At 63.0% G+C, this 22,693-nt stretch carries 23 protein-coding genes; 14 read left to right on the forward strand and 9 right to left on the reverse strand.

Going from position 1 to position 22,693, the window contains the following annotated elements:
- Positions 1 to 19: 19 nt before the first annotated feature.
- Positions 20 to 1,480, forward strand: a complete 1,461-nt coding sequence (locus HU719_RS18780; protein ID WP_186535759.1) for an L-lactate permease — start codon at positions 20 to 22, stop codon at positions 1,478 to 1,480.
- Here HU719_RS18780 and HU719_RS18785 read toward each other — a convergent pair.
- Complete coding sequence (locus tag HU719_RS18785; RefSeq protein ID WP_186535760.1) at positions 1,436 to 2,047, reverse strand: hypothetical protein; 612 nt, start codon at positions 2,045 to 2,047, stop codon at positions 1,436 to 1,438. The genes HU719_RS18780 and HU719_RS18785 overlap by 45 nt on opposite strands.
- A gap of 195 nt (positions 2,048 to 2,242) precedes the next feature.
- On the opposite strand from HU719_RS18785, the gene HU719_RS18790 reads away from it, so the two are divergent.
- From HU719_RS18790 to HU719_RS18800, 3 genes are all read left to right on the forward strand, one after another.
- Complete coding sequence (locus HU719_RS18790; protein ID WP_186535761.1) at positions 2,243 to 2,749, forward strand: sigma-70 family RNA polymerase sigma factor; 507 nt, start codon at positions 2,243 to 2,245, stop codon at positions 2,747 to 2,749.
- Entirely contained in the window at positions 2,746 to 3,696 is a 951-nt protein-coding gene (locus HU719_RS18795) for a FecR domain-containing protein (protein ID WP_186535762.1), read from the forward strand. Before HU719_RS18790 ends, HU719_RS18795 begins: the two co-directional genes overlap by 4 nt.
- Before the next feature lie 115 nt (positions 3,697 to 3,811).
- Positions 3,812 to 6,256, forward strand: coding sequence for a TonB-dependent siderophore receptor (locus HU719_RS18800; protein ID WP_186535763.1), 2,445 nt, complete (start codon positions 3,812 to 3,814; stop codon positions 6,254 to 6,256).
- Between the two features lie 401 nt (positions 6,257 to 6,657).
- Here the strand turns inward: HU719_RS18800 and HU719_RS18805 are convergent, their stop codons facing one another.
- The 3 genes from HU719_RS18805 to HU719_RS18815 all read right to left on the reverse strand — a co-directional run bounded on the left by HU719_RS18805 (position 6,658) and on the right by HU719_RS18815 (position 9,185).
- Positions 6,658 to 7,299 (reverse strand): 3-oxoacid CoA-transferase subunit B, encoded by a 642-nt coding sequence (locus tag HU719_RS18805; RefSeq protein WP_186521048.1) that lies wholly within the window; start codon positions 7,297 to 7,299, stop codon positions 6,658 to 6,660.
- Between the two features lie 8 nt (positions 7,300 to 7,307).
- Positions 7,308 to 8,000 (reverse strand): 3-oxoacid CoA-transferase subunit A, encoded by a 693-nt coding sequence (locus tag HU719_RS18810; RefSeq protein WP_186521049.1) that lies wholly within the window; start codon positions 7,998 to 8,000, stop codon positions 7,308 to 7,310.
- Between the two features lie 315 nt (positions 8,001 to 8,315).
- Positions 8,316 to 9,185: a helix-turn-helix domain-containing protein gene (locus HU719_RS18815; protein WP_186536783.1), complete on the reverse strand. Its 870-nt coding sequence runs from the start codon at positions 9,183 to 9,185 to the stop codon at positions 8,316 to 8,318.
- A 132-nt stretch (positions 9,186 to 9,317) separates the two neighbouring features.
- On the opposite strand from HU719_RS18815, the gene pobA reads away from it, so the two are divergent.
- The 4 genes from pobA (at position 9,318) to HU719_RS18835 (ending at position 13,650) form a co-directional block, all read left to right on the forward strand.
- Entirely contained in the window at positions 9,318 to 10,502 is a 1,185-nt protein-coding gene (pobA, locus tag HU719_RS18820; RefSeq protein WP_186536782.1) for a 4-hydroxybenzoate 3-monooxygenase, read from the forward strand.
- Positions 10,503 to 10,652: 150 nt separating this feature from the next.
- Positions 10,653 to 11,384 (forward strand): GntR family transcriptional regulator, encoded by a 732-nt coding sequence (locus tag HU719_RS18825; RefSeq protein WP_186536781.1) that lies wholly within the window; start codon positions 10,653 to 10,655, stop codon positions 11,382 to 11,384.
- Positions 11,385 to 11,514: 130 nt separating this feature from the next.
- Positions 11,515 to 12,789: an MFS transporter gene (locus HU719_RS18830; RefSeq protein ID WP_186521053.1), complete on the forward strand. Its 1,275-nt coding sequence runs from the start codon at positions 11,515 to 11,517 to the stop codon at positions 12,787 to 12,789.
- A 27-nt stretch (positions 12,790 to 12,816) separates the two neighbouring features.
- Positions 12,817 to 13,650, forward strand: a complete 834-nt coding sequence (locus HU719_RS18835; RefSeq protein WP_437179684.1) for an amidohydrolase family protein — start codon at positions 12,817 to 12,819, stop codon at positions 13,648 to 13,650.
- A gap of 54 nt (positions 13,651 to 13,704) precedes the next feature.
- On the opposite strand, the gene HU719_RS18840 is transcribed toward HU719_RS18835, so the two are convergent.
- Positions 13,705 to 13,941 carry a DUF465 domain-containing protein gene (locus HU719_RS18840; RefSeq protein WP_186521055.1) on the reverse strand — a complete coding sequence of 79 codons (237 nt, stop codon included), beginning with the start codon at positions 13,939 to 13,941 and terminating at the stop codon, positions 13,705 to 13,707.
- Positions 13,942 to 14,203: 262 nt separating this feature from the next.
- On the opposite strand from HU719_RS18840, the gene HU719_RS18845 reads away from it, so the two are divergent.
- The 4 genes from HU719_RS18845 to HU719_RS18860 all read left to right on the forward strand — a co-directional run bounded on the left by HU719_RS18845 (position 14,204) and on the right by HU719_RS18860 (position 18,367).
- Positions 14,204 to 15,841 carry a phosphoethanolamine transferase gene (locus HU719_RS18845; protein ID WP_186536779.1) on the forward strand — a complete coding sequence of 546 codons (1,638 nt, stop codon included), beginning with the start codon at positions 14,204 to 14,206 and terminating at the stop codon, positions 15,839 to 15,841.
- Positions 15,842 to 15,942: 101 nt separating this feature from the next.
- The gene (rnd, locus tag HU719_RS18850) at positions 15,943 to 17,070 is read left to right on the forward strand and encodes a ribonuclease D (protein WP_186536778.1); all 1,128 of its coding nucleotides are present in this window, start codon (positions 15,943 to 15,945) and stop codon (positions 17,068 to 17,070) included.
- Positions 17,067 to 17,360, forward strand: coding sequence for a YcgL domain-containing protein (locus HU719_RS18855; RefSeq protein ID WP_186521058.1), 294 nt, complete (start codon positions 17,067 to 17,069; stop codon positions 17,358 to 17,360). The genes rnd and HU719_RS18855 overlap by 4 nt, the downstream gene beginning before the upstream one ends.
- A 74-nt stretch (positions 17,361 to 17,434) precedes the next feature.
- Positions 17,435 to 18,367, forward strand: a complete 933-nt coding sequence (locus HU719_RS18860) for a D-2-hydroxyacid dehydrogenase (protein ID WP_186536777.1) — start codon at positions 17,435 to 17,437, stop codon at positions 18,365 to 18,367.
- Between the two features lie 178 nt (positions 18,368 to 18,545).
- Here the strand turns inward: HU719_RS18860 and HU719_RS18865 are convergent, their stop codons facing one another.
- Complete coding sequence (locus HU719_RS18865) at positions 18,546 to 19,139, reverse strand: nitroreductase family protein (RefSeq protein WP_186536776.1); 594 nt, start codon at positions 19,137 to 19,139, stop codon at positions 18,546 to 18,548.
- 144 nt (positions 19,140 to 19,283) lie between these two features.
- On the opposite strand from HU719_RS18865, the gene HU719_RS18870 reads away from it, so the two are divergent.
- Together HU719_RS18870 and HU719_RS18875 are read left to right on the forward strand one after the other, a co-directional pair.
- Positions 19,284 to 19,733 (forward strand): YcgN family cysteine cluster protein, encoded by a 450-nt coding sequence (locus HU719_RS18870; protein ID WP_186521061.1) that lies wholly within the window; start codon positions 19,284 to 19,286, stop codon positions 19,731 to 19,733.
- A 36-nt stretch (positions 19,734 to 19,769) separates the two neighbouring features.
- The gene (locus HU719_RS18875) at positions 19,770 to 20,978 is read left to right on the forward strand and encodes a hypothetical protein (RefSeq protein WP_186536775.1); all 1,209 of its coding nucleotides are present in this window, start codon (positions 19,770 to 19,772) and stop codon (positions 20,976 to 20,978) included.
- Positions 20,979 to 21,140: 162 nt separating this feature from the next.
- On the opposite strand, the gene HU719_RS18880 is transcribed toward HU719_RS18875, so the two are convergent.
- From HU719_RS18880 to HU719_RS18890, 3 genes are all read right to left on the reverse strand, one after another.
- Entirely contained in the window at positions 21,141 to 21,479 is a 339-nt protein-coding gene (locus HU719_RS18880) for a DUF2892 domain-containing protein (RefSeq protein ID WP_186521063.1), read from the reverse strand.
- Between the two features lie 85 nt (positions 21,480 to 21,564).
- Entirely contained in the window at positions 21,565 to 22,035 is a 471-nt protein-coding gene (locus HU719_RS18885) for a TrmH family RNA methyltransferase (RefSeq protein WP_186521064.1), read from the reverse strand.
- 63 nt (positions 22,036 to 22,098) lie between these two features.
- Positions 22,099 to 22,464 carry a YajD family HNH nuclease gene (locus HU719_RS18890; protein WP_186521065.1) on the reverse strand — a complete coding sequence of 122 codons (366 nt, stop codon included), beginning with the start codon at positions 22,462 to 22,464 and terminating at the stop codon, positions 22,099 to 22,101.
- Positions 22,465 to 22,693: the final 229 nt, after the last annotated feature.

The following is a 22,693-nucleotide window of genomic DNA, read 5'->3' on the forward strand; positions in this document are numbered from 1 at the left end:
CACACAGGATATTATCGGCATGCTCGCACTGTTCCATCTTTCCCCTGTCCTGTTGGTTACAGCCATGCTCGTCGTGCTGCGTAGGCCGCCGGTCCACGCCGCTATGGCAGGCACTGTGTTGGTCATGGTGCTGTGGTTTGCCGGTGCTGCCGATGCGTGGCGCCTGGGCAGTATGCTGGCCGCCGCGCAAGACACCGCCGTGCTGTTTGCAAGTACGGCGTTCGTGATCGTTCCAGGGCTGGTTTTCGTGATTTTCATCGAGCGTATGGGCGTCAACCTTGCGCTTAGCCAGTGGGTGCGCTCACTGGGGCTTGGACGCGGCGATCAGGTAGTGTTCATTGTCCTTGGGCTGGCGCCGTTGCTCGAAGCGATGACCGGTTTCGGCGTGTCATTGATCGCTACGGTGCCGCTGCTGCTCAGCCTCTTCGAACGCCGGGTGGCGCTACGCATAGCGCTGACCGGTATGGCGATCATGCCGTGGGGAACGCTGGGCCTGGCATCGGTGATTGGTGCTTCGTTGGTTCACCTGGACGCCTCTGCGCTGGCATCAACCTCGGCACTGACCAGCGCACCGGTATTTTTGGCACTGAGTGCAACCGCGCTCTTTCTTGCAGGCGTTCGTAACATGCGCGAATGGCTGGCGTTGGGCGCGTTCTGGCTGCTGTTTGCGGGCGTGCTCTACGGTGCCAGCCGTTGGCTGGGGCCGGAAGTGGCCGGCGTTGCTGCGGGCCTGGTGACGGCAGCAGCGGTACTCGCGGCGGGGCTGTGGCGCCTGCACCGCAACGACAGCGGGAGCGGGGCGGTGCAATGGCCTCGTCAGGCATGGCCGTACCTGGTGCTGATTGTCTGCATTGTCGGGTTGAAGGTGCTGTGGACGACTACCTCCTGGCCAGATCACTGGGTTGTACAGGGTGCCCAGGTCACCTGGAAACCACTCGCCTCACCCGGCCTGGCACTGGTTCTGGTGCTGATCTGGCTAAGGTTTTACACGCGCAACACACAACGCGACACAGCCCACGAGGCCAACTTGCCTGCTGCGCTGCTGGCGCGGGCGAAACGGCCGTTGCTGACCATTTTCTTCTTTCTCGCCATGTCGCAGATGATGGTGAAGGCAGGTTTTCTTACGGGTTTGATGCAACTGCTGGCGGGCCTGTCGCCCACCGCGGCGACGTCGCTGGTTGCCGTGTTTGGCGCGCTGTCAGGCTATATGACCGGGTCGAATGTCGGCGGCAACGCGATCTTCATGCCGGCCATCGCGATGCTGCCCGAATCCTCTCGGCTATTGCTGGCGGCCGTTCAGAACAGCGCGGCAGGGCATGCAGCACTGGGCTCGCTGTCGGTGGTGATGCTGATCCTTGGGCTTGCTAAAACCCACGCCAAGGAGGAAGGCGAACTGGTCAGGTTCGGCTTCATGCTGGTCTGTCTCAATACCGCGCTAGTGGCGCTGGGCGCAGCGTGGTTGAGTGGCTGGTTCGGGTAGCAGGGGCTCGGCATCAACGCCGATCGCCCGAAGCGCCTGGGCGAACGAGCGATCGATAACCGCTTCGCCTGTTGTCGCACCCGCTTGGTCGATAGCCCCAATGCGGTAGCGCAGCGTCTGCCCAGCCGCAAGCTCACGGATGATCCGCTTCGCTTTGTCGCCGGAGGCCAATGTGTAGGGGGCCATCATTTGCGACGCGGCGTCCTGCGAGTCAGCCCCACCCTTCGAGAAAAGCACCGGCGACAGGCTCACCGGGTTCTCCTGCGGGGTGATGGTCCAGGCCTCGTGCTGGTCGACCATCAGTTGCACGGTACCTACCGGCAGCCTGGCCCTGCCGGCGGACATCACCCCAACCAGCAGCTCATTCCCTTCCTTGCGAATCACCGGGAAGTAGTACACCGGCCTGGGGAGCATCCAGCTTGTACTTTCTATATCGACAGGGCTGACCATCAGGGTCGTCTGGTGGGTGGACGCGTCCGTCGAACAAGCCGCTTGCCAGGTTTGTTTGCTACCCGCGCACCCGCCCAGCGAGAGAGCGACAGCGAGCACTGCTGTGGTCCATTTCATTGCGGCTTCTCGGTATCCAGGGCGGCGAGTTTAGCAAGGGGCCTTGGTGGAGGCATCTTCGTCAAATCACAGCGCTCCTGACCGACTGATTGTCGGGATAGAACTGGCCACCGCCCTGCATCTGTTCCCAAAGTCACGCTCCCACTCTACAATCGCAACTGATTCCTATCCGCAGCTCATTCCTGGGAAAGCACAGTGCCCCCTGACGCCACCTCGCACCCCCTCAATAGCCTTTATCGTGACCACCATGGCTGGTTGCAGGGCTGGCTGCGCGTGCGCCTGGGTGACCGCGAGCGAGCGGCGGATATTGCCCAAGACACCTTCCTGCGCTTGCTGGTCACGCGCCGCATGCCGGAGCAGGGTGATGGGCGTCGGTTCCTGGCGCAGATCGCCCGTAACCTGGTCATCGACCAATGGCGCCGCCAGCGTATCAAGCAAGCCTACCTCGACAGCCTGGCCGCGCTGCCCGAGCCAGAAACCCCGTCGCTGGAAGCCCGGGCCATCGTCATCGAAACCCTGATGCAGATCGATGCCATGCTCGACAGCATGCCGGCCAAGGTCCGTGAGGCGTTTTTGCTGTCGCAGTTCGAAGGGCTGACCTATCCGCAGATTGCCGAGCGGCTGCAGGTCAGCGTCAGCTCGGTGCAAAAGTACATGCTGCGTGCCATCACCGCCTGCTATCAGGTGTTGTACGCCGAATGAAAAGCGAAGCGCCCATTGCCGCAACCATCATCGAGCAGGCCAGCCACTGGTTGATGCTGCACTGGGGAGGCGAGCTGAACAGCGAGCAACTGCGGCGCTTCGTCGAATGGCGCGCTGCCGACCCAGAGCATGAGCGCGCATGGCTGCGCCTTGAGCAACTGCAAAGTACCCTGAGCGGTGTGCCAACCGGTACCGCCCTGACGGTGCTGCGCGAGCAGCCCGATGCGCGCCGCCGGCAGGCGCTGAAACTGCTCGGTACATTGTTGTTGGTGGGCGGCAGCGGCTACCTCGTGCAATCGCAACTGCCCTGGCGCGAGGCGATGGCAGACCTGCGCAGCGGCACCGGCGAACGCCTTCAGCACACCCTGGCCGATGGCAGCCGGCTAAGCCTGAACAGCGGCACCGCGGTCGATATCCTGTTCAGCGCAAGCGAACGGCGCATTCGCCTGCTAGCAGGGGAGTTGCTGCTGGACAGCGGGCAAGACGCCGCACAACGCCCGTTGATCGTGGACACCGCAGCCGGCGAAATCCAGGCGCTGGGCACGCGTTTTTCGGTGTATCAGCATGGCGAGCGGTGCCAGGTCGAGCTATTCGAAGGCGAACTCGAGTTGCGCCCGAGGCATGCTCGGGCCATGCGCCTGCATGCCGGGCAAGGTTGCGGGTTTGATGCAAACCAGGTCGGTGCCGTCGTGCAGGCCAACCCCAACGCCATCGCCTGGCAGGATGGCCGCCTGATCGCCGAACGCACGCCGCTGGGCGAGTTCGTCGAGCAACTCGCTCGCCATCGCCCCGGCCTGTTGCGCTGCGACCCGGCCGTGGCAGGCCTGCCGCTGACGGGCGTTTTCCCCTTGGCAGACACCGACCGCGTGCTGTTGGCGCTGGAGCAGTCGCTGCCGGTGAAAGTGCACCGCCTGACCCGCTTATGGGCCACCGTCAGCGCGGCCTGACAGGCGTAGCCATCGGTATTACAAAAAAAATTCAGCCACCCTTGTCGGTTTTGCCGACTCGCTCGGGATACCTCTTGAATCCAACCAAGAAGCATTCTCAAGAGGAACATTCAGAGTGCCGTATCTGCCCACGACATCCATTTCTCAACTGAGCCATGCGGTTCGTCACGCCCTGTTTGCCGGTTTGCTCTGCAGCGGCCCGCTGTTGCTCGCACTGCCTGCGGCGCAGGCCAGCGCCAGTGAGCAATCGCGCAGCTACGCCATCCCCGCCGGCAACCTGGACCAGGCGCTGAACCGCTTTGCGAGTGAGGCCGGCATCCTGCTGTCGGTCGATGCCCAGCTCACTGCCGGCAAGCGCAGCGCCGGGCTCAATGGCAGCCATTCCGTTACCGATGGCTTGGCCGTGCTGCTGGCCGGTACCGGCCTTCAGGCTCTGGATAACGGCGGCAACTATTCGCTTGAGCCCGTCGCCGATAGCGCTGGCGCCGTGGAGCTCAGTGCAACCAACGTCATCAGCAACCAGCTGGGCACGGTCACCGAGGGCACCGGCTCCTACACGCCCGGCACCATCGCCACGGCCACCCGGCTGGTACTCACGCCCAGGCAAACCCCGCAGTCGATCAGCGTGGTTACCCGCCAGCACATGGATGACTTTGCCCTCAACAGCGTCGACGCGGTGATGCGCCACACGCCGGGCATTACCGTGTCGGCCTATGACACCGACCGCACCAACTACTATTCCCGCGGTTTCTCGATCAACAACTTCCAGTACGACGGCATTCCCTCGGCCGTGCGCAACGTCGCCTATTCGGCGGGCAACACTCTTAGCGACATGGCCATCTACGACCGTATCGAAGTGCTCAAGGGCGCCTCCGGCCTGCTGAGCGGCGCAGGCTCGCTGGGGGGCACCATCAACCTGGTGCGCAAGAAGCCCACTGCCGACTTCCAAGGCCATGCCACCTTGGGCGCGGGCTCCTGGGACAACTACCGCAGCGAACTGGATGTGAGCGGCCCGCTGACCGAAACCGGCAACGTCCGCGGCAGGGCAGTGGTGGCCTACCAGGACAAGCACTCGTTCATCGACCGCTATTCGAGCGAGAACTCGGTGTTCTACGGCATTCTCGAATTCGACCTGTCCCCCGACACGATGCTGACCGTGGGCGCCGATTACCAGAACAACGACCCCAAGGGTTCCACCTGGTCGGGCAGCTTCCCGCTGCTCAACTCCAGGGGCGAGCGCAACGATGCCAAGCGCTCGTTCAGCAACGCCACCGACTGGAGCAGTTGGCAGCAGTACACCCGCACGGTGTTCGCCACGCTTGAGCACCAGATGGGCGATGGTTGGGTCACCAAGCTGCAACTGGACCACAAGTACAACGGCTACGATGCGCAGATGGGCGCCATCCAGTTCGACCAGCCGCTGCCCGACGGCAGCGCCGAGATCAACGCGCAACGCTATAAAGGCGACACCACCAGCGATTCGGCCGACCTGTACGTGAGTGGCCCATTCAGCATGCTCGGCCGCGAGCACGACCTGGTGCTTGGCGGCTCGATCAGCAAGGCCCACTGGGATGGCAAGGGCTACTGGGACGAAACCTTCTCGGTCCCCAACCGTGTGGACTACAACAACTGGCACGGCAACCTGCCCAGGCCCGACTGGGGCCCAGTGTCGCAGCGCACCGACGACGTCATCCGCCAGACCGGCGTGTACCTCACCACCCGCCTGAACGTCACCGACGACCTCAAGGTGCTGCTGGGCGGCCGCGTGGTCAATTACAGCCTTACCGGGCTGACCCCGAGCTATACCGAATCCGGGCGTTTCATCCCTTATGCGGGCGCCATCTACGATTTGAACGAGAACTTCTCGGTGTACGCCAGCTACACCGACGTGTTCATGCCCCAGGAAAACTACAACCGCGACCGCGACAACAAGCTGATCGAGCCGGATGAAGGCGAGAACTACGAAGTCGGCATCAAGAGCGAATTCTTCGACGGCCGCCTGAACGCGAGCCTGGCGTACTTCGAGGTCAAGGAAAGCAACCGCTCGGTGCCGGACGATGCCTTCAACAACCAGACGCCGACCCCGCCCAACTACGCGTTCAAGGGCAGCAAGGCGACCACCAAGGGCTACGAGCTGGAAATGTCCGGCGAGTTGGCCCCCGGTTGGCAGGTACAAGGCGGCTACACCCACAAAGTGGTGCGCGACAGCAACGGTATCAAGCTGTCCACCTTCGAGCCTGAAGACCAGATGAGCGTCTATACCACCTACAAGCTCAGTGGAAACCTGGACAAACTCACCGTCGGTGGTGGCGCACGCTGGCAGAACAAAGCCTGGCAACAGATCTGGAACAACCCCAAGGGCGTTAACGAGGACGTCACCCAGGAGTCCTACTGGGTGGTGGACCTGATGAGCCGCTATCAGATCACCAAGAACCTGTCGGCCACGCTCAACGTCAACAACATCTTCGACAAGTACTACTACACCAATGTCGGGTTCTATAACTCGGCCATCTACGGTGAACCGCGTAACTTCATGGTCACCACGCGCTGGGACTTCTGAGGCGGCGCTTGAGATTTCATGGGTTTGTACAAGCCTGTGCTGGCCTCATCGCAGGCTGGCGCCAGCTCCCACAGGTATCTGGGCCAGACCTCGATGGTGTGGCAGTGAGCCGCCCTTGTGGGAGATTCTATGGTTTTGTACAACCCTGTTTTCGCCAGGCATATCTCCTTGTGGCGAGCGGGCTTGCCCCGCGTTGGGCTGCGCAGCAGCCCCTTGTTTTTCAGGGCTGCTGCGCAGCCCAACGCGGGACAAGCCCGCTCGCCACAACTGTCTATCATTTCCCATAGGATTGGGTTCAACCAGCAATGTTGCGGTTGGGCATGGCCTCTGTGGGAGCTGGCGCCAGCCTGCGATGAGGCCGGTACAGGCCTGCACCGCCAAAGCGCAGGTGACGCGCAGGGTCACTCGATCAGCGGCACACCACTGAGCTCTTGCAAGGCCTGGAACGACAGGTCTGCGCAGATTTCCACGACCTTCAGGCCGTCAGGCGTCACGTCCAGTACGGCAAGGTCGGTGTAGATGCGGCTGACGCAGCCAATACCGGTCAGCGGGTAGGTGCACTCGGGCACCAGCTTGCTTTCGCCGGTCTTGGTCAGGTGGTCCATCATCACGAACACCTGGCGGGCGCCGGTGGCCAGGTCCATCGCGCCGCCCACGGCCGGGATCGAGCCTTCTGCGCCGGTGTGCCAGTTGGCCAGGTCGCCCTTGACCGAAACCTGGAACGCCCCCAGTACGGCGATATCCAGGTGGCCGCCACGCATCATCGAGAACGAGTCGGCATGGTGGAAATAGGCACCGCCGGTCAGCAGGGTCACGTGCTGTTTGCCGGCATTGATCAGGTCGTCATCCTCCTCGCCGGGTGCCGGGCTTGGCCCCATGCCCAGCAGGCCGTTTTCGCTGTGCAGGAACACTTCCTTGTCGCCCAGGTAGTTGGCAACCAGCGTCGGTGCGCCGATGCCCAGGTTCACGTAGGCGCCTTCCTGGATGTCCGCAGCCACGCGCTGGGCCATTTCAGTACGGGAGAGCTTTTGGGTGATGGTCATGGCAGGCCTCAGGAAGCGTTGGCGATTGGAGCGGCGGCGCTGGAGACGGCAACCACGCGTTGGACGAAAATACCCGGGGTGATGATATGTTCCGGGTCCAGCTCGCCCAGCTCGACGATCTGGTCAACCTGGACGATGGCGGTCTTGGCGGCCATGGCCATGATCGGCCCGAAGTTGCGCGCAGCCTTGCGGTAGGTCAGGTTGCCCCAGCGGTCGCCCTTGTGCGCCTTGATCAAGGCAAAGTCGGCGTGCAGCGGCATTTCCAGCACGTACTGGCGGCCATCGATCTCACGGGTTTCCTTGCCCTCGGCCAGCAAGGTGCCGTAGCCGGTCGGCGAGAAGAACGCGCCGATGCCGGAGCCGGCAGCGCGAATGCGTTCGGCCAGGTTGCCTTGCGGCACCACCTCCAGCTCGATCTTGCCGGCCCGGTAGAGGGCGTCGAAGACGTAGGAATCGGACTGGCGCGGGAACGAGCAGATGACCTTGCGCACGCAACCGGCCTTGAGCAACGCGGCAAGCCCGGTGTCGCCATTGCCGGCGTTGTTGCTGATGATGGTCAGGTCACGTGGGCCGAGGGCAATCAGCCCATCGATGAGTTCGGACGGCATGCCAGCGGTGCCGAAGCCACCGACCAGAAGGGTTGATCCGTCGGTGATATCGGCCACGGCACTGGCGATGGACGCATGCGTTTTATCGATCAAAGCGGGACTCCCGGTGAGTTCAGAGAGAGGTCGCCCGGTGGGTGTTGTTGGTATTGAGGCGACCGGCGACTGAGGTTGATTGCGAGCTTGTCGATAGTCTGACTTAACCCGGATGGGGCGCCGAGGGGGGCAGGGCGGTATATGGGCGATTACCGAACCATTGTTTGGCCGCCGCAGCGGCTGCACGCAGCCTTTGTAGGAGCGGCCTTGTGTCGCGAAAGGGCTGCGCAGCAGCCCCAGGGATATCTGCGTGGTGCACAAATCCTAGGGGCGCTTCGCACCCCTTTCGCGACACAAGGCCGCTCCTACAAGGCGCTAGGCCTCGCGGCGTTGCAGGCGGAACTCCTTGGGGGTCAGCCCAGTGGCGCGCTTGAAGTAGCGCGAAAAATACGCCTGCTCGGCAAACCCCAGGCTGTCGGCTACCTGGCCGATGGTCATGGCGGTGTAGACCAGGTTGCGCTTGGCCTCGAGGATTACCCGCTGGTTGACCAACTGCAGCGCTGACTGCCCGGTAAGTTGCCGACACAACGCATTGAGGTGGGCGGTACTGACGCCGATCTGCTGCGCGTAGTGCTCGATCTGCTGGTGTTCCCTGAAGTGCTTTTCTATCAACTGCGCCAGGTTATCGAGGTGCTGCATACCGCGTTCCCGGGGTTTGGCGATGTGCTGGGCGCGTTCGCGAGCGCGTCGCGAGATCCATACCAGCAGCGCGCAAAGCAGCGATTGCAGCAGCAGGTCGCGTTCTGGGCGGCGCAAGGCATATTCCTCGGTCAACTGGGCAAACAGCTGGTCAAGGTAGGCCCGGTCATCGCCGGCCCAATAGCACTCGGCCTGTGCCATAGGCTTGCCTTCGAGTAGCGGCGCAAAGCGGTCGATGACCGGCTTGGCCAGGCTGATCACGTAGCCCTGGATATCTTCGGAAAAGCGAAAACCATGGATGCTCATTACCGGCACGACCTGCAACGCGCCGCCGCTCACTTGCTGCTCGACATCTTCGACCAGTACCCGAGCCTTTCCGGCTTGTACGTAGAGCAACTGGGCGAGATCGCCATGGCGGTGAGTCTTGATTTCCCAGTCATGCAGGCGGCTGCGTTCCGGGATCGATTCGCAGTGAATGAGGTCTGGCGTCGGCCACGACGTCTCCCCGTAGAGTTTGAAAACCGGTATGCCATTCGCCGTTGCCATGTTGTTATCTGTCGATCCTCGAAAAGTCCTAAAAATAAAGCAGAAAGTGCCTTCTTATGGAACCTTTATCTGCGAAAAATACAGAACGACAAATCGTAACCCAGAGCCTTGCGGCTCATGAGGATAAAAACAATGAAAACTCAAATTGCCATCATCGGTGCAGGTCCGTCTGGGCTTCTGCTGGGTCAACTGCTGCACAATGCCGGTATCGACACGGTCATCATCGAACGTCAAAGCCCTGATTATGTGCTTGGCCGGATCCGCGCCGGTGTGCTCGAACAAGGCATGGTCGACCTGCTGCGCGAAGCCGGTGTCGGCGAGCGCATGGACCGTGAAGGGTTGGTCCACGATGGTTTCGAACTGGCTTTCAATGACCGCGTGGAACATATCAACCTGCGTGAATTGACTGGCGGCAAGACGGTGATGATCTACGGTCAGACCGAGGTCACCCGCGACCTGATGCAGGCCCGCCGGGCTAGCGGCGCACCCACCTATTACGATGCCAGCGACGTCCAGTTGCACGAACTCAAGGGCGAAAAACCTTACGTCACCTTTGTTCAGGACGGCACCCCGGTGCGCCTTGACTGCGACCTCATCGCAGGCTGCGACGGCTATCACGGTGTATCGCGCAAATCGATCCCGGACGGCGTGCTCAAGGAGTTCGAACGGGTCTATCCGTTCGGCTGGCTGGGCGTGCTGGCCGATACCCCGCCGGTCAATGAAGAACTGATCTACGCAAGCCATGAACGCGGCTTCGCCTTGTGCAGCATGCGCTCGCCAACACGCACCCGCTACTACGTGCAGGTGGCCAGTGACGAAAAGGTCGAGGACTGGTCCGACCAGCGTTTCTGGGACGAGCTGAAGAGCCGCCTGCCAGAGCCGATTGCGGCCAAGTTGATCACCGGCCCTTCCATCGAAAAGAGCATCGCCCCGCTGCGCAGCTTCGTCGTTGAACCCATGCAGTATGGCCACCTGTTCCTGGTTGGCGATGCCGCGCATATCGTCCCGCCGACCGGCGCCAAAGGGCTGAACCTGGCCGCAAGCGACGTCAGCACGCTCTACCGGATCCTGCTCAAGTACTACCGCGAAGGCCGCCAGGACTTGCTTGAGCAGTACTCGCAGATCTGCCTGCGACGCGTCTGGAAAGCTGAGCGCTTTTCCTGGTGGATGACCTCGATCCTGCATCAATTCCCTGGGACCGACGCCTTCACCCAACGCATGCAGCAGACCGAGCTTGAGTATTTCGTAAGTACCGAGGCCGGGCGCACATCCATCGCGGAAAACTATGTGGGCTTGCCGTACGAGCCTGTGGAATGAAATGGGTGCTGCTGTGATCACCGCAATGGGCCGCCAAGCGGCCCCATCTGCTTTACCCGACGTGCATTAGGCATTGACACCCTCACAGGCAGGGACAATACTCTCGAAAAATTCATATATATGTCTATATAACAATATCGAGAGCCGCCCATGAACGCCCTGTCTGCCGATGCGCGCCTGCCCCGTTACCAACAACTGCGCGACCACCTGGTCGAGCAGATCGCCAACAACCGCTGGCGCCCGGGTGAGGCGATCCCCACCGAGGCTGCGCTGGCAACCGAGTTCGACCTCTCGGTGGGCACCGTGCGCAAGGCCGTCGATGCCCTGGTGGCCGAGGGTGTGCTGGAGCGCCAGCAGGGGCGCGGCACGTTCATTCGCCGCCCGCAGTTCCAGTCCTCGCTATTCCGCTTTTTCCGCTTCGAAGCGGCCAACGGCGAACGCGCCGTGCCGCAGAGCCGCATCCTGTCCATAGAGCCGGTGCCCGCGCCTTCGGCGGTCGCCGAGGCTTTGGGGCTGTCGGTCGGGGCGCCGGTCATTCATATCGTGCGGGTACGTCTGCTCGGCGCCGAGCCGGTGCTGGCCGAAGACATCTGGCTGGCGCGCCAGACCTTCCAGCCGCTGCTTGAGGTCGACCTGGACCGCAAGGGCCCGCTGCTTTACCCCATCTATGAAGAGCTGTGCGGCCAGGTGGTTGCCTCGGCCGAAGAAACCCTGACCGCAGAAGCGGTGGATGAGGTGCACGGGCGCCTGCTGCAAGTGCCGGCGGCAAGCCCGGTGGTGGTGATCGAGCGGCTGGCCCGCGATTACGCCGGCAAGCCGCTTGAGTGGCGGCGTTCGCGCGGCCATGCGCAGCACTTCCGCTACCGCATCGACATTCGCTGACCGCAACGCCGTAACCCGATGACGTTCGGCGCCGTGTCTGCACGGCGCCGTGGTTCTGCCTGCCCGACCGGCGCGCGGCGAGCGTTCGTGTGCCCGGCCGTTACACAACACACCAAAAAGGATAAAAATCATGTTCAGTTGGTATCGTCAGATCACTTCACGGGAACGCAAGACGTTCTGGGCCTGTTTCGGCGGCTGGTCGCTGGATGCACTGGAAGTGCAGATGTTCGGCCTGGCCATTCCGGCGTTGATTGCCGCGTTTTCGTTGAGCAAAGGCGATGCCGGGCTGATCAGCGGCGTCACCCTTGTGACCTCGGCAATCGGCGGCTGGCTTGGCGGCACGTTGTCCGACCGCTACGGCCGGGTGCGCACGCTGCAATGGATGATCCTGTGGTTCTCCACCTTTACCTTCCTCTCGGCATTCGTCACCGGTTTCTACCCGCTGTTGTTCGTCAAGGCCATGCAAGGTTTTGGTATTGGCGGTGAGTGGGCGGCGGGCGCGGTGCTGATGGCCGAAACCATCAACCCGAAATACCGCGGCAAGGTCATGGGCACGGTGCAGAGCGCCTGGGCGGTGGGCTGGGGCCTGGCGGTGGCGCTGTTCACGCTGATCTACTCGCTGGTGCCGCAGGAGTTCGCTTGGCGGGTGATGTTCTTCGTCGGCCTGCTGCCGTCGCTGTTGATCATCTGGGTGCGTCGCAACGTGCCTGAGCCGGACAGCTTCCAGCGCATGCAGAAGGCCAACGTGGTACCGGTCAGTTTCGCCAAGTCCATGGCCGGGATATTCCGCCCTGAACTGCTGCGCGTCACCTTGCTCGGCGGCCTGCTGGGCCTGGGCGCACATGGTGGCTACCATGCGGTGATGACCTGGCTGCCGACCTTCCTCAAGACCGAGCGCAACTTGTCGGTGCTCAACTCGGGCGGCTACCTGGCGGTGATCATCTTCGCCTTCTGGTGCGGCTGCGTGGTCAGCGGCATGCTGATCGACCGGATTGGCCGGCGCAAGAACATCCTGCTGTTCGCGGTGTGCTGCGTGCTGACGGTGCAGGCCTATGTGTTCTTCCCGTTGAGTAACACCCAGATGCTGTTCCTGGGCTTCCCGCTGGGCTTTTTTGCCGCCGGTATTCCGGCAAGCCTCGGGGCGTTCTTTAACGAACTGTATCCGGCGGATGTGCGCGGCGCCGGGGTGGGCTTCTGCTACAACTTCGGCCGCGTGCTGTCGGCGGTATTCCCGTTCCTGGTCGGGCATATGAGCGAGTCGATGTCGCTAGGCGCTGCCATCGGCATCGATGCCGGTATCGCCTATGGCGTGGCCGTGATCGCCGCCCTGTGCCTGCCGGAAACTCGTGGCCGCAGCCTTGAAACCACGCCTGCACCCGCCATGGCGGATGCGCAGGCCAAGTAACCTCACTTGCACTTTTCGATGAGCACCATGCCTGACGTTCCCGTTTCACCGTTTTCTGCTATCGACAGCCATGCCCACGTGTTCAGCCGCGGGCTGAGCCTTGCCGCCGAGCGCCGCTACGCGCCGGCCTACGATGCGCCGCTGGGCGATTACCTCGCCCAGTTGTACGGCCACGGCTTCAGCCATGGCGTGTTGGTCCAGCCGAGTTTTCTCGGCACCGACAACGGCTACCTGCTCAGCGCCCTGCGCGCTGCGCCTGGGCAACTGCGCGGCGTGGTAATGCTGGAGCGGGGCGTCCAGCGCGAGGCCCTTGAGCAGATGGCGGGCCAGGGCGTGCGTGGGGTGCGGCTGAACCTGATGGGCCAAGCGCTGCCTGATTTTGCCGATGCCCAGTGGCAGACGCTGCTGGAGCGCATCGGTGAGCAAGGCTGGCACCTGGAGCTGCACCGCGAGGTCCAGGACCTGCCGGCGCTGGTACGGGCATTGCGGCCGTTCGGGCTGGATATCGTCATCGACCATTTTGGCCGCCCCGACGCCCGTCGCGGCCTCGGCCAGCCTGGCTTTGCCGAGCTGTTGACGCTGGGCGGGGAGGGCAAGGTGTGGGTGAAGGTGTCAGGCGTCTATCGGCTTGAAGGCACGCCGCAGGAAAACCTGCACTTCGCCCGCCAGGCGCTGGCTGCGCTGGAGGCGCATTACGGGGCTGAGCGCCTGATGTGGGGCAGCGACTGGCCGCACACACAGCATGAGCAGGCGGTGAGTTTCACCACGGCGGTCGAGCAATTCGATGCGTTGGGCTGTTCAGCCGAACTGCGGCGGGCGCTGTTGGTAGACACTGCGCGGGCGCTGTTCAGATTCGATTGACGTAGTGTCGAAACGGCCCTGCCAGTGCAATGCGCCGGCAGGGCCTTGCGGGAGTCAGGTTTTGGCGGGGTGAATGGCCCGCTCGATCTTGTCCTTGAGCAGCAGCCGCTCCTTGCGCAGCTGGGTGACCCGCTCATCATTGCTGCCTTTGCCTTCGGCCACCATCACTTCCTTGTCCTTGGCGTTGTAGTCCTTGTGCAGCTTGTGCAGGGCCTGGTCCTTGTCGATCAAAGCCTGGAAGTCCTCGGCGGTAATGTGCAGGTCTGCGAGCAAATCGTGCGGAACTGGCATTTCTTCACCTCTGTCTGGGGTTGGCGAAAGGGCCTGAGCCCTGAGGATAGCCGCCTTTAGGGTAGCTTGGGAGGCTTTGCCCGGGGTGGGCCTGACTGAACGGTTGCTGAATGAAAACCGTTTAATAAATAAAACTGGCCTTCGCGACTAAGTGTTACCAAGTTTTTCACAAAAAATTGATGCTACGCTTTCTAAAGTTCGCCCACTTTCCAGCGTACCCGTCCGGGCCGCTGGCCGATTCCGTACTTTGAATGCGAATGCCATGCCTAACGTCAAACCCCTGCGGACTGAATGGGTCACGCTGTTGGCCAGCCTGTACCTGTTGATTGGCCTTAACACCTTTCTGTGGAGCCACCTGAAGAGCATACTGCCGCCCGGTATGGTGGGGCTGTGGCTAGGTCTTGCGTTTGCCGTGCTGATGTTTTTCGCGTTCAACCTGGTGCTGACGTTATTGGCCTTTCGTTATGTATTGAAACCGGTGCTGGTTATATTGTTCATGAGCGGTGCGGGCGTCGCGTATTTCATGAACCAATATGGCGTACTTATTGACGCTGGTATGTTTCGTAATGTCGCGGAAACCAATGTTGCCGAAGTACGCGACCTGTTGTCTATCAAGTGTGTGCTGTATATCGTGCTGCTCGGTGTGCTGCCCTCGTTGCTGGTCTGGAAGGTGCGCATTGCCTACCGCCCCTGGCACCGCGAGGTGCTCGGCAAGCTGGTGGTGGGCGGTGCCTGCGTGGCCGCGCTGGGTTCGGTGGCGCTGGTCAACTATCAAGGGCTGTCGTCGCTGCTGCGCAACCACCACGAACTGCGCCTGATGCTGACCCCAAGCAACATTGTCGGTGCCTCCATTGGTTATGTCAGCGAGCAGGTCGGCAGCGCCGCGCGCCCGTTCCAGGCCTACGCCGAAGACGCCCACCGCGACCCCGCCTGGCAGCACCACCAGCGCAAATCGCTGACCGTGCTGGTGGTGGGCGAGAGCGCCCGCGCCGAGAACTTCGGCCTGCTTGGCTACGCTCGTAATACCACGCCAAAACTTGCCCGGCAGCAGGGCCTGCTGAGCTTTACCGATGTGCATTCGTGCGGCACTGAAACGGCGGTGTCGGTGCCGTGCATGTTCTCCGGCTTGGGCCGCAAGGGCTACGACGCACGAGTGGCCAAGAACCGTGAGGGGCTGCTCGACATCCTGCAGCGTGCCGGGCTTGCCGTGCAGTGGCGCGATAACCAGTCTGGCTGCAAAGGCACCTGCGACCGCGTGCAGTTCATCGATGTCAGCAAGCTCAAGGACCCAACGCTGTGCGCCAGTGGCGAGTGCCATGACGCAATCCTGCTGCAAGGCCTGGCCGAGCTGATCGACAACCTCGACAAGGACACCGTGCTGGTGCTGCACCAGATGGGCAGCCACGGCCCGGAATACTTCAAGCGCTACCCGGCCGGCAGCGAGCCGTTCCAGCCGGTGTGCCGCAGCAACGCGTTGAACCAGTGCAGCCGTGACGAAATCATCAATGGCTACGACAACACCCTGGCCTACACCGACACCGTGCTGTCGTCGCTGATCGACACCCTGCGCAGCAAGCAGGACAAGGTCGATACCGCGATGATCTACCTGTCCGACCATGGTGAGTCGCTGGGCGAATACAACCTGTACCTGCATGGCACCCCCTACGCCATTGCCCCGGACCAGCAAAAGCATGTGCCGCTGCTGGCCTGGTTCTCCGACAGCTACCGCGAGGACTTTGGCGTAGATACCGCCTGCATGGCCAAGTTGCGCGATGCACCGCTGTCCCAGGACAACCTGTTCCACTCGATGCTGGGCCTGTTGCAGGTGCGTACCGGGGTTTACCAGCAGTCGCTGGACATGTTCGCCAGCTGCCGCCCGTGGCTTGCGGCCGAGCGCTGAATAGCCGCCCGGGCGACCGCCCGGCACCATGGATGGCGCGAGGTTTCACCCGCAGGGCCCGCGCCGTATATACTGCGCGCCAATGTTAGTGGGAGAGCCTCGTGGCCAACGAAATACACTGGATCCGTGACGACCAGACCCTGGCCGAACACTGCCAAAGCTGGCGCGAACTGCCCTTCGTAGCGCTCGACACCGAGTTCATGCGGGTCGACACCTTCTACCCCAAGGCGGGGCTGATACAGATCGGCGATGGCAAGCATGCCTTTCTCATCGACCCGCTGCTGATCTGCGACTGGCAACCGCTGGCCGCGTTGCTCGAAGACCGCGCCGTGGTCAAGGTGCTGCACGCCTGCAGCGAAGACCTCGAAGTGCTGCTGCGCCTGACCGGCAAGCTGCCGCAGCCGCTGTTCGACACCCAGTTGGCCGCAGGCTACCTCAACATCGGCTTCTCCATGGGCTACTCGCGCCTGGTGCAAGAGGTGCTGGGGCTCGACCTGCCCAAGGGCGAAACCCGCTCCGACTGGCTGCAGCGCCCGCTGTCGGACACCCAGGTCAGCTACGCCGCCGAAGACGCCGTGCACCTGGCCGAGCTGTTCAGCGCCCTGCGCCCGCGCCTTTGCGACGACAAATACGCCTGGGTGCTTGAGGACGGCGCCGAACTGGTCGCCGCCATGCGCCGCGAAGTCGACCCGCAAACCCTGTACCGCGATGTGAAGCTGGCCTGGAAGCTGTCGCGCCAGCAGTTGGCGGTGCTGCGCGAGCTGTGCGTGTGGCGCGAAAGCGAAGCGCGCCGCCGCGATGTGCCGCGCAGCCGCATCCTCAAGGAGCACTCGTTGTGGCCGCTGGCCAAGACCCAGCCCGATAACCTCTCGGCCCTGGCCAAGATCGACGAGATGCACCCGCGCACCATCCGCCAGGACGGCGAGTTCATCCTCCAGTTGATCAAGCGCGCCGCCGCAACGCCTGCCGCCGAATGGCCGCCCGCGCAACCAGAGCCGCTGCCGATCGAAGCCGCCGGCGTGCTCAAGCGCCTGCGCGCCATCGGCCAGGCCGAAGGCGAGCGCTTGCAGATTGCCCCGGAGCTGATGCTGCGCAAAAAGACCCTCGAAGCGCTGCTCAAGAGCGGCTACCCCGATGGCCCCTATCAATTGCCTGATTCGCTGCGCGGCTGGCGCCGTGAGCGTATGGGCCAGGCCTTGCTCGACGACCTGGCCGGAGACAAACCATGAAACGTATCTGCTCGATCTACCGCAGCCCGCGCAAAGCCGGCATGTACCTGTATGTGCTCAAGGCCGATGCCCTGGCCCGTGTGCCTGAAGCGCTGCTGCCCATTTTCGGCACGCCCCTGCATGCCTTCGACCTGGTGCTGACCCCCGAGCGCAAGCTGGCCCGTGAAGACATCGTCAAGGTGCTCGAAAACCTCGACAGTCAGGGCTACCACCTGCAAATGCCGCCGCCTGAAGACGAGTACATCGAGCACTTGCCCGAAGAGCTGCTGCGCCGCAACGACCCGGTCTGACCTGGCCGCGTTACCGCCCCCTCGGTGGCCCGCCTGGCGGGCCGCTTTCGTTGTCTGCCAAGGTTGTTTTCTACATGCGCGTTCTGATCGCAGAACAGGATCATGCCCTCTACGCTCGCCTGCTCGGCGAGGCGGCACCGGACCTGGAGGTCCTGACCAGCGGCGATTCAGCCGAACTTTCGCGCCTGGCACCTGAGTGCCCGGTATGGCTGGGCCAGCCCGACCTGCTGGCCAGCCTGCTGCGCCAAGGCCACAAACCGCGCTGGGTGCAATCGACCTGGGCGGGCATAAAGCCGCTTTTGGCCGACGGCCTGGCGCGTGATTACCGACTGACCCGCGCGGTGGGTATTTTTGGCCAGGTGATGGCCGAATACATGCTCACCTACATGCTGGCCCACGAGCGCGAAGTGCTGTCGCGGCTGGTCAGCCAGGTGGAGCGGCGCTGGGATGATCGCCCAGGGCGAACCTTGGAGGGGCGGCGGGTGCTGATTGTCGGCACGGGCGATATCGGCCAGCGGGTTGCCGAGTTTCTGTTGCCGTTCGGGGTCACGCTGTATGGCGTTGCCAGCAGCCCGCGCGCGCAGGCGCCATTCGTCGAAGTTGCCGGGCTCGATCAACTGCCGCGCCTGGTCGGGCAGGTCGATTATGTGTTGAACCTGCTGCCCGACACCCCGGCCACCCATGACCTTTACGATGCCGCGCTGTTCAAGCGGTTCCTGCCGGGGGCGTTGTTTATCAATGCCGGGCGCGGCGTGGCGGTGGTCGATGCCGACTTGGTCGAGGCGCTCAAGCAGGGGCATCTGGCAGGCGCGGTGATCGATGTCTGCCGCCAGGAGCCGCTACCGCAGCGCCATCCCTTCTGGACGGCCTGGGGTTTGCTGCTGACCGGGCACAGCTCGGCGCCCACCTCGCCAGCGGCGATGGTGCGGCTGTTTATCGAGAATGCCCGCAGCTATGCGGCGGGGCAGGGGCTGCGCGGCGAAGTGGACTTCGCCCGGGGTTACTGAGCGCACCCATCATCAAGGCGACGCGGTCAATGTGTAGGAGCGGCCTTGTGCCGCGAAAGGGCCGCGCAGCGGCCCCGATATCTCGGCCTCACGCAAAATCGCCAGGGCTGCTTCGCACCCCTTTCGCGGCACAAGGCCGCTCCTACACGACCGCGTGAAGTGCGCAGGCGAGGGCTGCTTACAGGCTGAACTCACCCTCAGCAGCAAGTTCGCTCAGCGGCCGGCGCGGGCTGGGTACTTCGCGGGCTTGCAGGCCTTCGGCCAAGGTCGCTTTATCGCCCAGCTTGCCAATGGCGATCATGGCATGCAGCTCATACCCAGTCGGGATTTTCAGCTCGCTGCGCGCCAGCGCCTGGTCGAAGCCTGCCATGCCGTGGGTGTGCCAGCCGCTGATGCTGGCCTGCAACGCCATGTGCCCCCAGGCAGAGCCGGTATCGAAGGTATGCGACGGCGCCGGTTTTTCTTCGGTCGAGCCAGGTGCGGCAAAGGTGGTCTTGGAAATCACCAGTACCAAGGCCGATGCATGTTGCGCCCAGCTGCGGTTGAATTCATTGAGGATCGCCAGGTAGCGCTCCCAGCTTGGCGTGTCGCGGCGGGCATACAAAAAGCGCCATGGCTGCGAGTTATAGGCTGACGGCGCCCAACGTGCAGCCTCCAGAAAGCTCAGCAGGGTTTCCTGGCTGATCGGCTCGGCACTGAAGGCGCGCGGCGACCAGCGATTGATGAATTGCTCGTTGATGGCGTAATCGGCAATGCGTGGGTTGGCGCTCATGCAGGCTCCTGGCACAGGTCGGGAAACCTTGCACGCTACTGCCTGCGGCCAGCGCTGACAAGCGGTCTGGCTTTGCTGCCTGACTGCCTCTAGACTGGCGCCGCCGCGCGCCGCGGATTCACGTCAAATGCAGGAAACCGTGTGATGATCGCCGATACCGCGCCCTTCTGGCGGCGCAAGACCCTCGATGAACTCGACAGCCGCGAGTGGGAATCACTCTGCGACGGCTGCGGCCTGTGCTGCCTGCAAAAGCTCGAGGACGAAGACGACAACAGCGTCTACTACACCAACATCGCCTGCAAGCTGCTCGACCTGCAGACCTGCCAATGCAGCGACTACCCCAACCGCTTCGAACACGTGCCGGACTGCGTCCAGCTTACCCCCGGCAAGGCCGACCAGTTCAAGTGGTTGCCGCCTACCTGCGGCTATCGCCTGGTCAGCGAGGGCAAAGACCTGCCGGCCTGGCATCACTTGCAAAGCGGTGATCGCGAGCAGGTGCATGAGCAACGTATTTCCCGGTCTGGGCGCATGCTCAGCGAAAACGATGTCGACGAAGACGACTGGGAAGATCACCTGATTTTCCGCGCTGGCTGAACGTCGTAGCCCCCTGCGGTACAAGGAGTGTTTTGTATGCGTCGCCCGCTGTTGTTGGTTGTCGCGCTATTGGCAAGTGGCCAGGCGCTGGCAAAGAAGGTCGACCTCGATTACCAGGTGCGTCTGCTGCCCGATAGCCGCCAGGCCGAAGTGCGCCTGACGCTTGCCGAAGGCAGTGCCGTGCGCAGCCTGGACTTTGACCTGGGCACGGCTGGCGCCTACAGCGATTTTCTCGCCGACGGCCAGTGGCAGGCGCAGAACGGTCGCGGCATCTGGCGCCCGGCAGCGGGCAAGACCAGCCTGAGCTACCGCGTGCTGCTCGACCAGCAGCCCCAGGGCGCGGGCCATGAAACGCGCATTACCGCGCATTGGGCGGTGCTGCGCGGCGAGCAACTGGTCCCGCCGGCGCGCCTGGACCAGCAGGATGGCACCGAGCTTGTGGCCCGCCTCACGTTTGACCTGCCCAAGGGCTGGAAGGGCGTAGAAACGGCCTGGACGCGCATTGGCCGGCAGAAGTTTCGTATCGACGATGTATCACGCCTGTTCGACCGCCCCACCGGCTGGATAGTGGCCGGCAACCTGGGCAGCCGCCGCGCGCGCCTGGGCGAAACCGAAGTCACCGTCGCCGCGCCGCAAGGGCAGGGCATGCGGCGCATGGACACGCTGACGTTGTTGACCTTCATCTGGCCGCAGCTGCAAGCGGTGTTCCCGCGTAACCCGGACAAGTTGCTGGTGGTCGGTGCCCGCGACGAGATGTGGCGCGGCGCGCTGGCCGGCAATAATTCGCTGTACCTGTACAGCGCCGGCCCGCTGATCAACGAACGCGGCGGCAGCCCGCTGTTGCGCGAGGTGGTGCAGCTGTTTGCGCAGATCAACGACCGCGAGGGCAGCGATTGGCTGGGCGAGAGCTTTACCGATTACTACGCCGTCGAATTGCTGCGCCGGGCAGGCGGTATGAGCGATGACCGCTACGCCGCGTTGCAGGCGCGTTTGCACAAGCGGGCGGCGAAGGTTGCCAGTTTGCAGGGCAGTAAGGCGGATGCTGGGCAGATAGCCCGCGGTGTGTTGCTGTTGCAGGCACTGGACCGTGAAATCCGCCTGCACACCCACGACAAGCGCTCGCTGGACGATGTGGCCCGGGCGCTGATGCGGCTGTCCAGCGTGAGTAGCGAAGAGTTCGTGCAGATCAGCGAAAATGTGCTGGGCCGCGAGTCCGAGGTGCTGCAAAGCAAAGTGCTGCGCTAGGCGCGCCGTGCTTGAGAGCGTTTACATCTGCAGTAAATCGCGGGGCAAGCCCGCTCCCACATTGGTAACAGCGATCGGGGGCAAAGCCCGCTTGCGCCTGTTAACAGAGTGGGAGCGGGCTTGCCCCGCGATAAGCAACTCGGCAAATCCAAGGCTGGCGGCCTAACCCACCAGCGGGTCCTTGCCTGTCACCGTCACTTCGCGCACCGCAGCCTCGGCACTGTCCTTCAGCGCCTTGAGCTCGCGCGCACCGCGGTCGATCTCGCCGCGCAGATGGTTGTACTCGGCGCGGTGGCGCAGCCACCAGGCTTTGGTCGAGCAGTGCCCACTGACGCCGCGGGCCAGCGCCAGGCCACCGGCGGCTACCTGCAGCATGCCGATCAGCCCGCCGTGGCGCAGGCCTTTGCTGATCATCAACGCGCCGCCGGCCAGCGAACCGAGGCGTTCAATGCCCTGTACGTTATGTTCTGCAGTGGCGTGTGGGGTATGGATATCGAGCATCGCAAGGTCTCCTGTTTGCTTGGGTTATGCAGCTGACCCATAGCGCGCAACAGGCGTTCAATATCGCTGCCAGGCGGTGCCTCGGTTACTTGAATTTCGGCCCCGAGCGGGTATTGAGCCCCTTGGCCAGACGGTCGTACAGCACCACATTCACTGTCGCGGCGAGGTTCATGCAGCCTTGGGTCGGGATATAGATGGTTTCTTCGCACCAGGCCCGCACTTCTTCACTCAGCGAGCCATCTTCAGGCCCGAAGATGTAGAGGGCGCGGTCCGGGTGGGTGTACTCAGGCAGCGGCCGGGCGCCGTCCACAAGTTCGACCGCAACCGGTGTGCAGCCAAGCGGAATGATGCGCTGCAGATCATCGATGCCGATCAGCGGGATATCGTAGTGCACCCGCTTGGTGTCGGTGACGAAGTCACGGGCGCGCTCATAGCGCTTGCCGGTGTAGAACACCGAATTGACCCCATAGCAGCCCGCGGCGCGCATGACGGAGCCGACGTTTTCAGCGGATTTGGGGTTGAACAGGCCGATGCAGCTATACCGTTTGTTCGCCACGAGTCGGGGCCCTTCGCAAAAAAGAGCGCGATTATACGGGCTTGCCGACCCTGGCGGCGACCGTCAGTCCTTCTTCAGCAACGCGCCCAGCCCTGCAAAGGGGTTGTGGGTGGCCACGGCGGTCTTCGGCGTGCTCAGCGAACCTTCGCCAAAGTACTGCTGGTCGGTGTAGCGCGAATGCTCGTTATCGTGGCAGTACAGGCACAATAGCTCCCAGTTGGAGCCGTCCTGCGGGTTGTTGTCGTGGTTGTGGTCGCGGTGGTGCACGGTCAGCTCCGACAGGCGCTTGCCGGCAAACTCACGGGCGCAACGGCCACAGACGTGCGGGTACATCTTCAGCGCCTTGTCGCGGTAGCCCATTTCCTTGTCGCGCTTGGCGTCGGCAAGAATGCGGTCGAGGCGGGCAGTGGCAGAGGAGGTGGAGCTCATGGTGTGACCTTTATTTTATTTCAGGCGGATGACGGTTATGGCGTTGAGTCTAGCGCGCCAGCGGCGGAGACGGACAGGCAAAAACGTCGGATTCGGCATAGCCTGTACAAGACAAGTTTTGCGGGCACCTTTATGTATGGCCTGTTCCGGCCTCATCGCAGGCTGGCGCCAGCTCCCACAGTGACCGCGTGAGCCGCGAGACTGACGTCTGGCTCAGATTCCTGTGGGA

This window comes from Pseudomonas farsensis (assembly GCF_014268805.2).
GTDB classification, from domain to species: Bacteria; Pseudomonadota; Gammaproteobacteria; order Pseudomonadales; family Pseudomonadaceae; genus Aquipseudomonas; species Aquipseudomonas farsensis.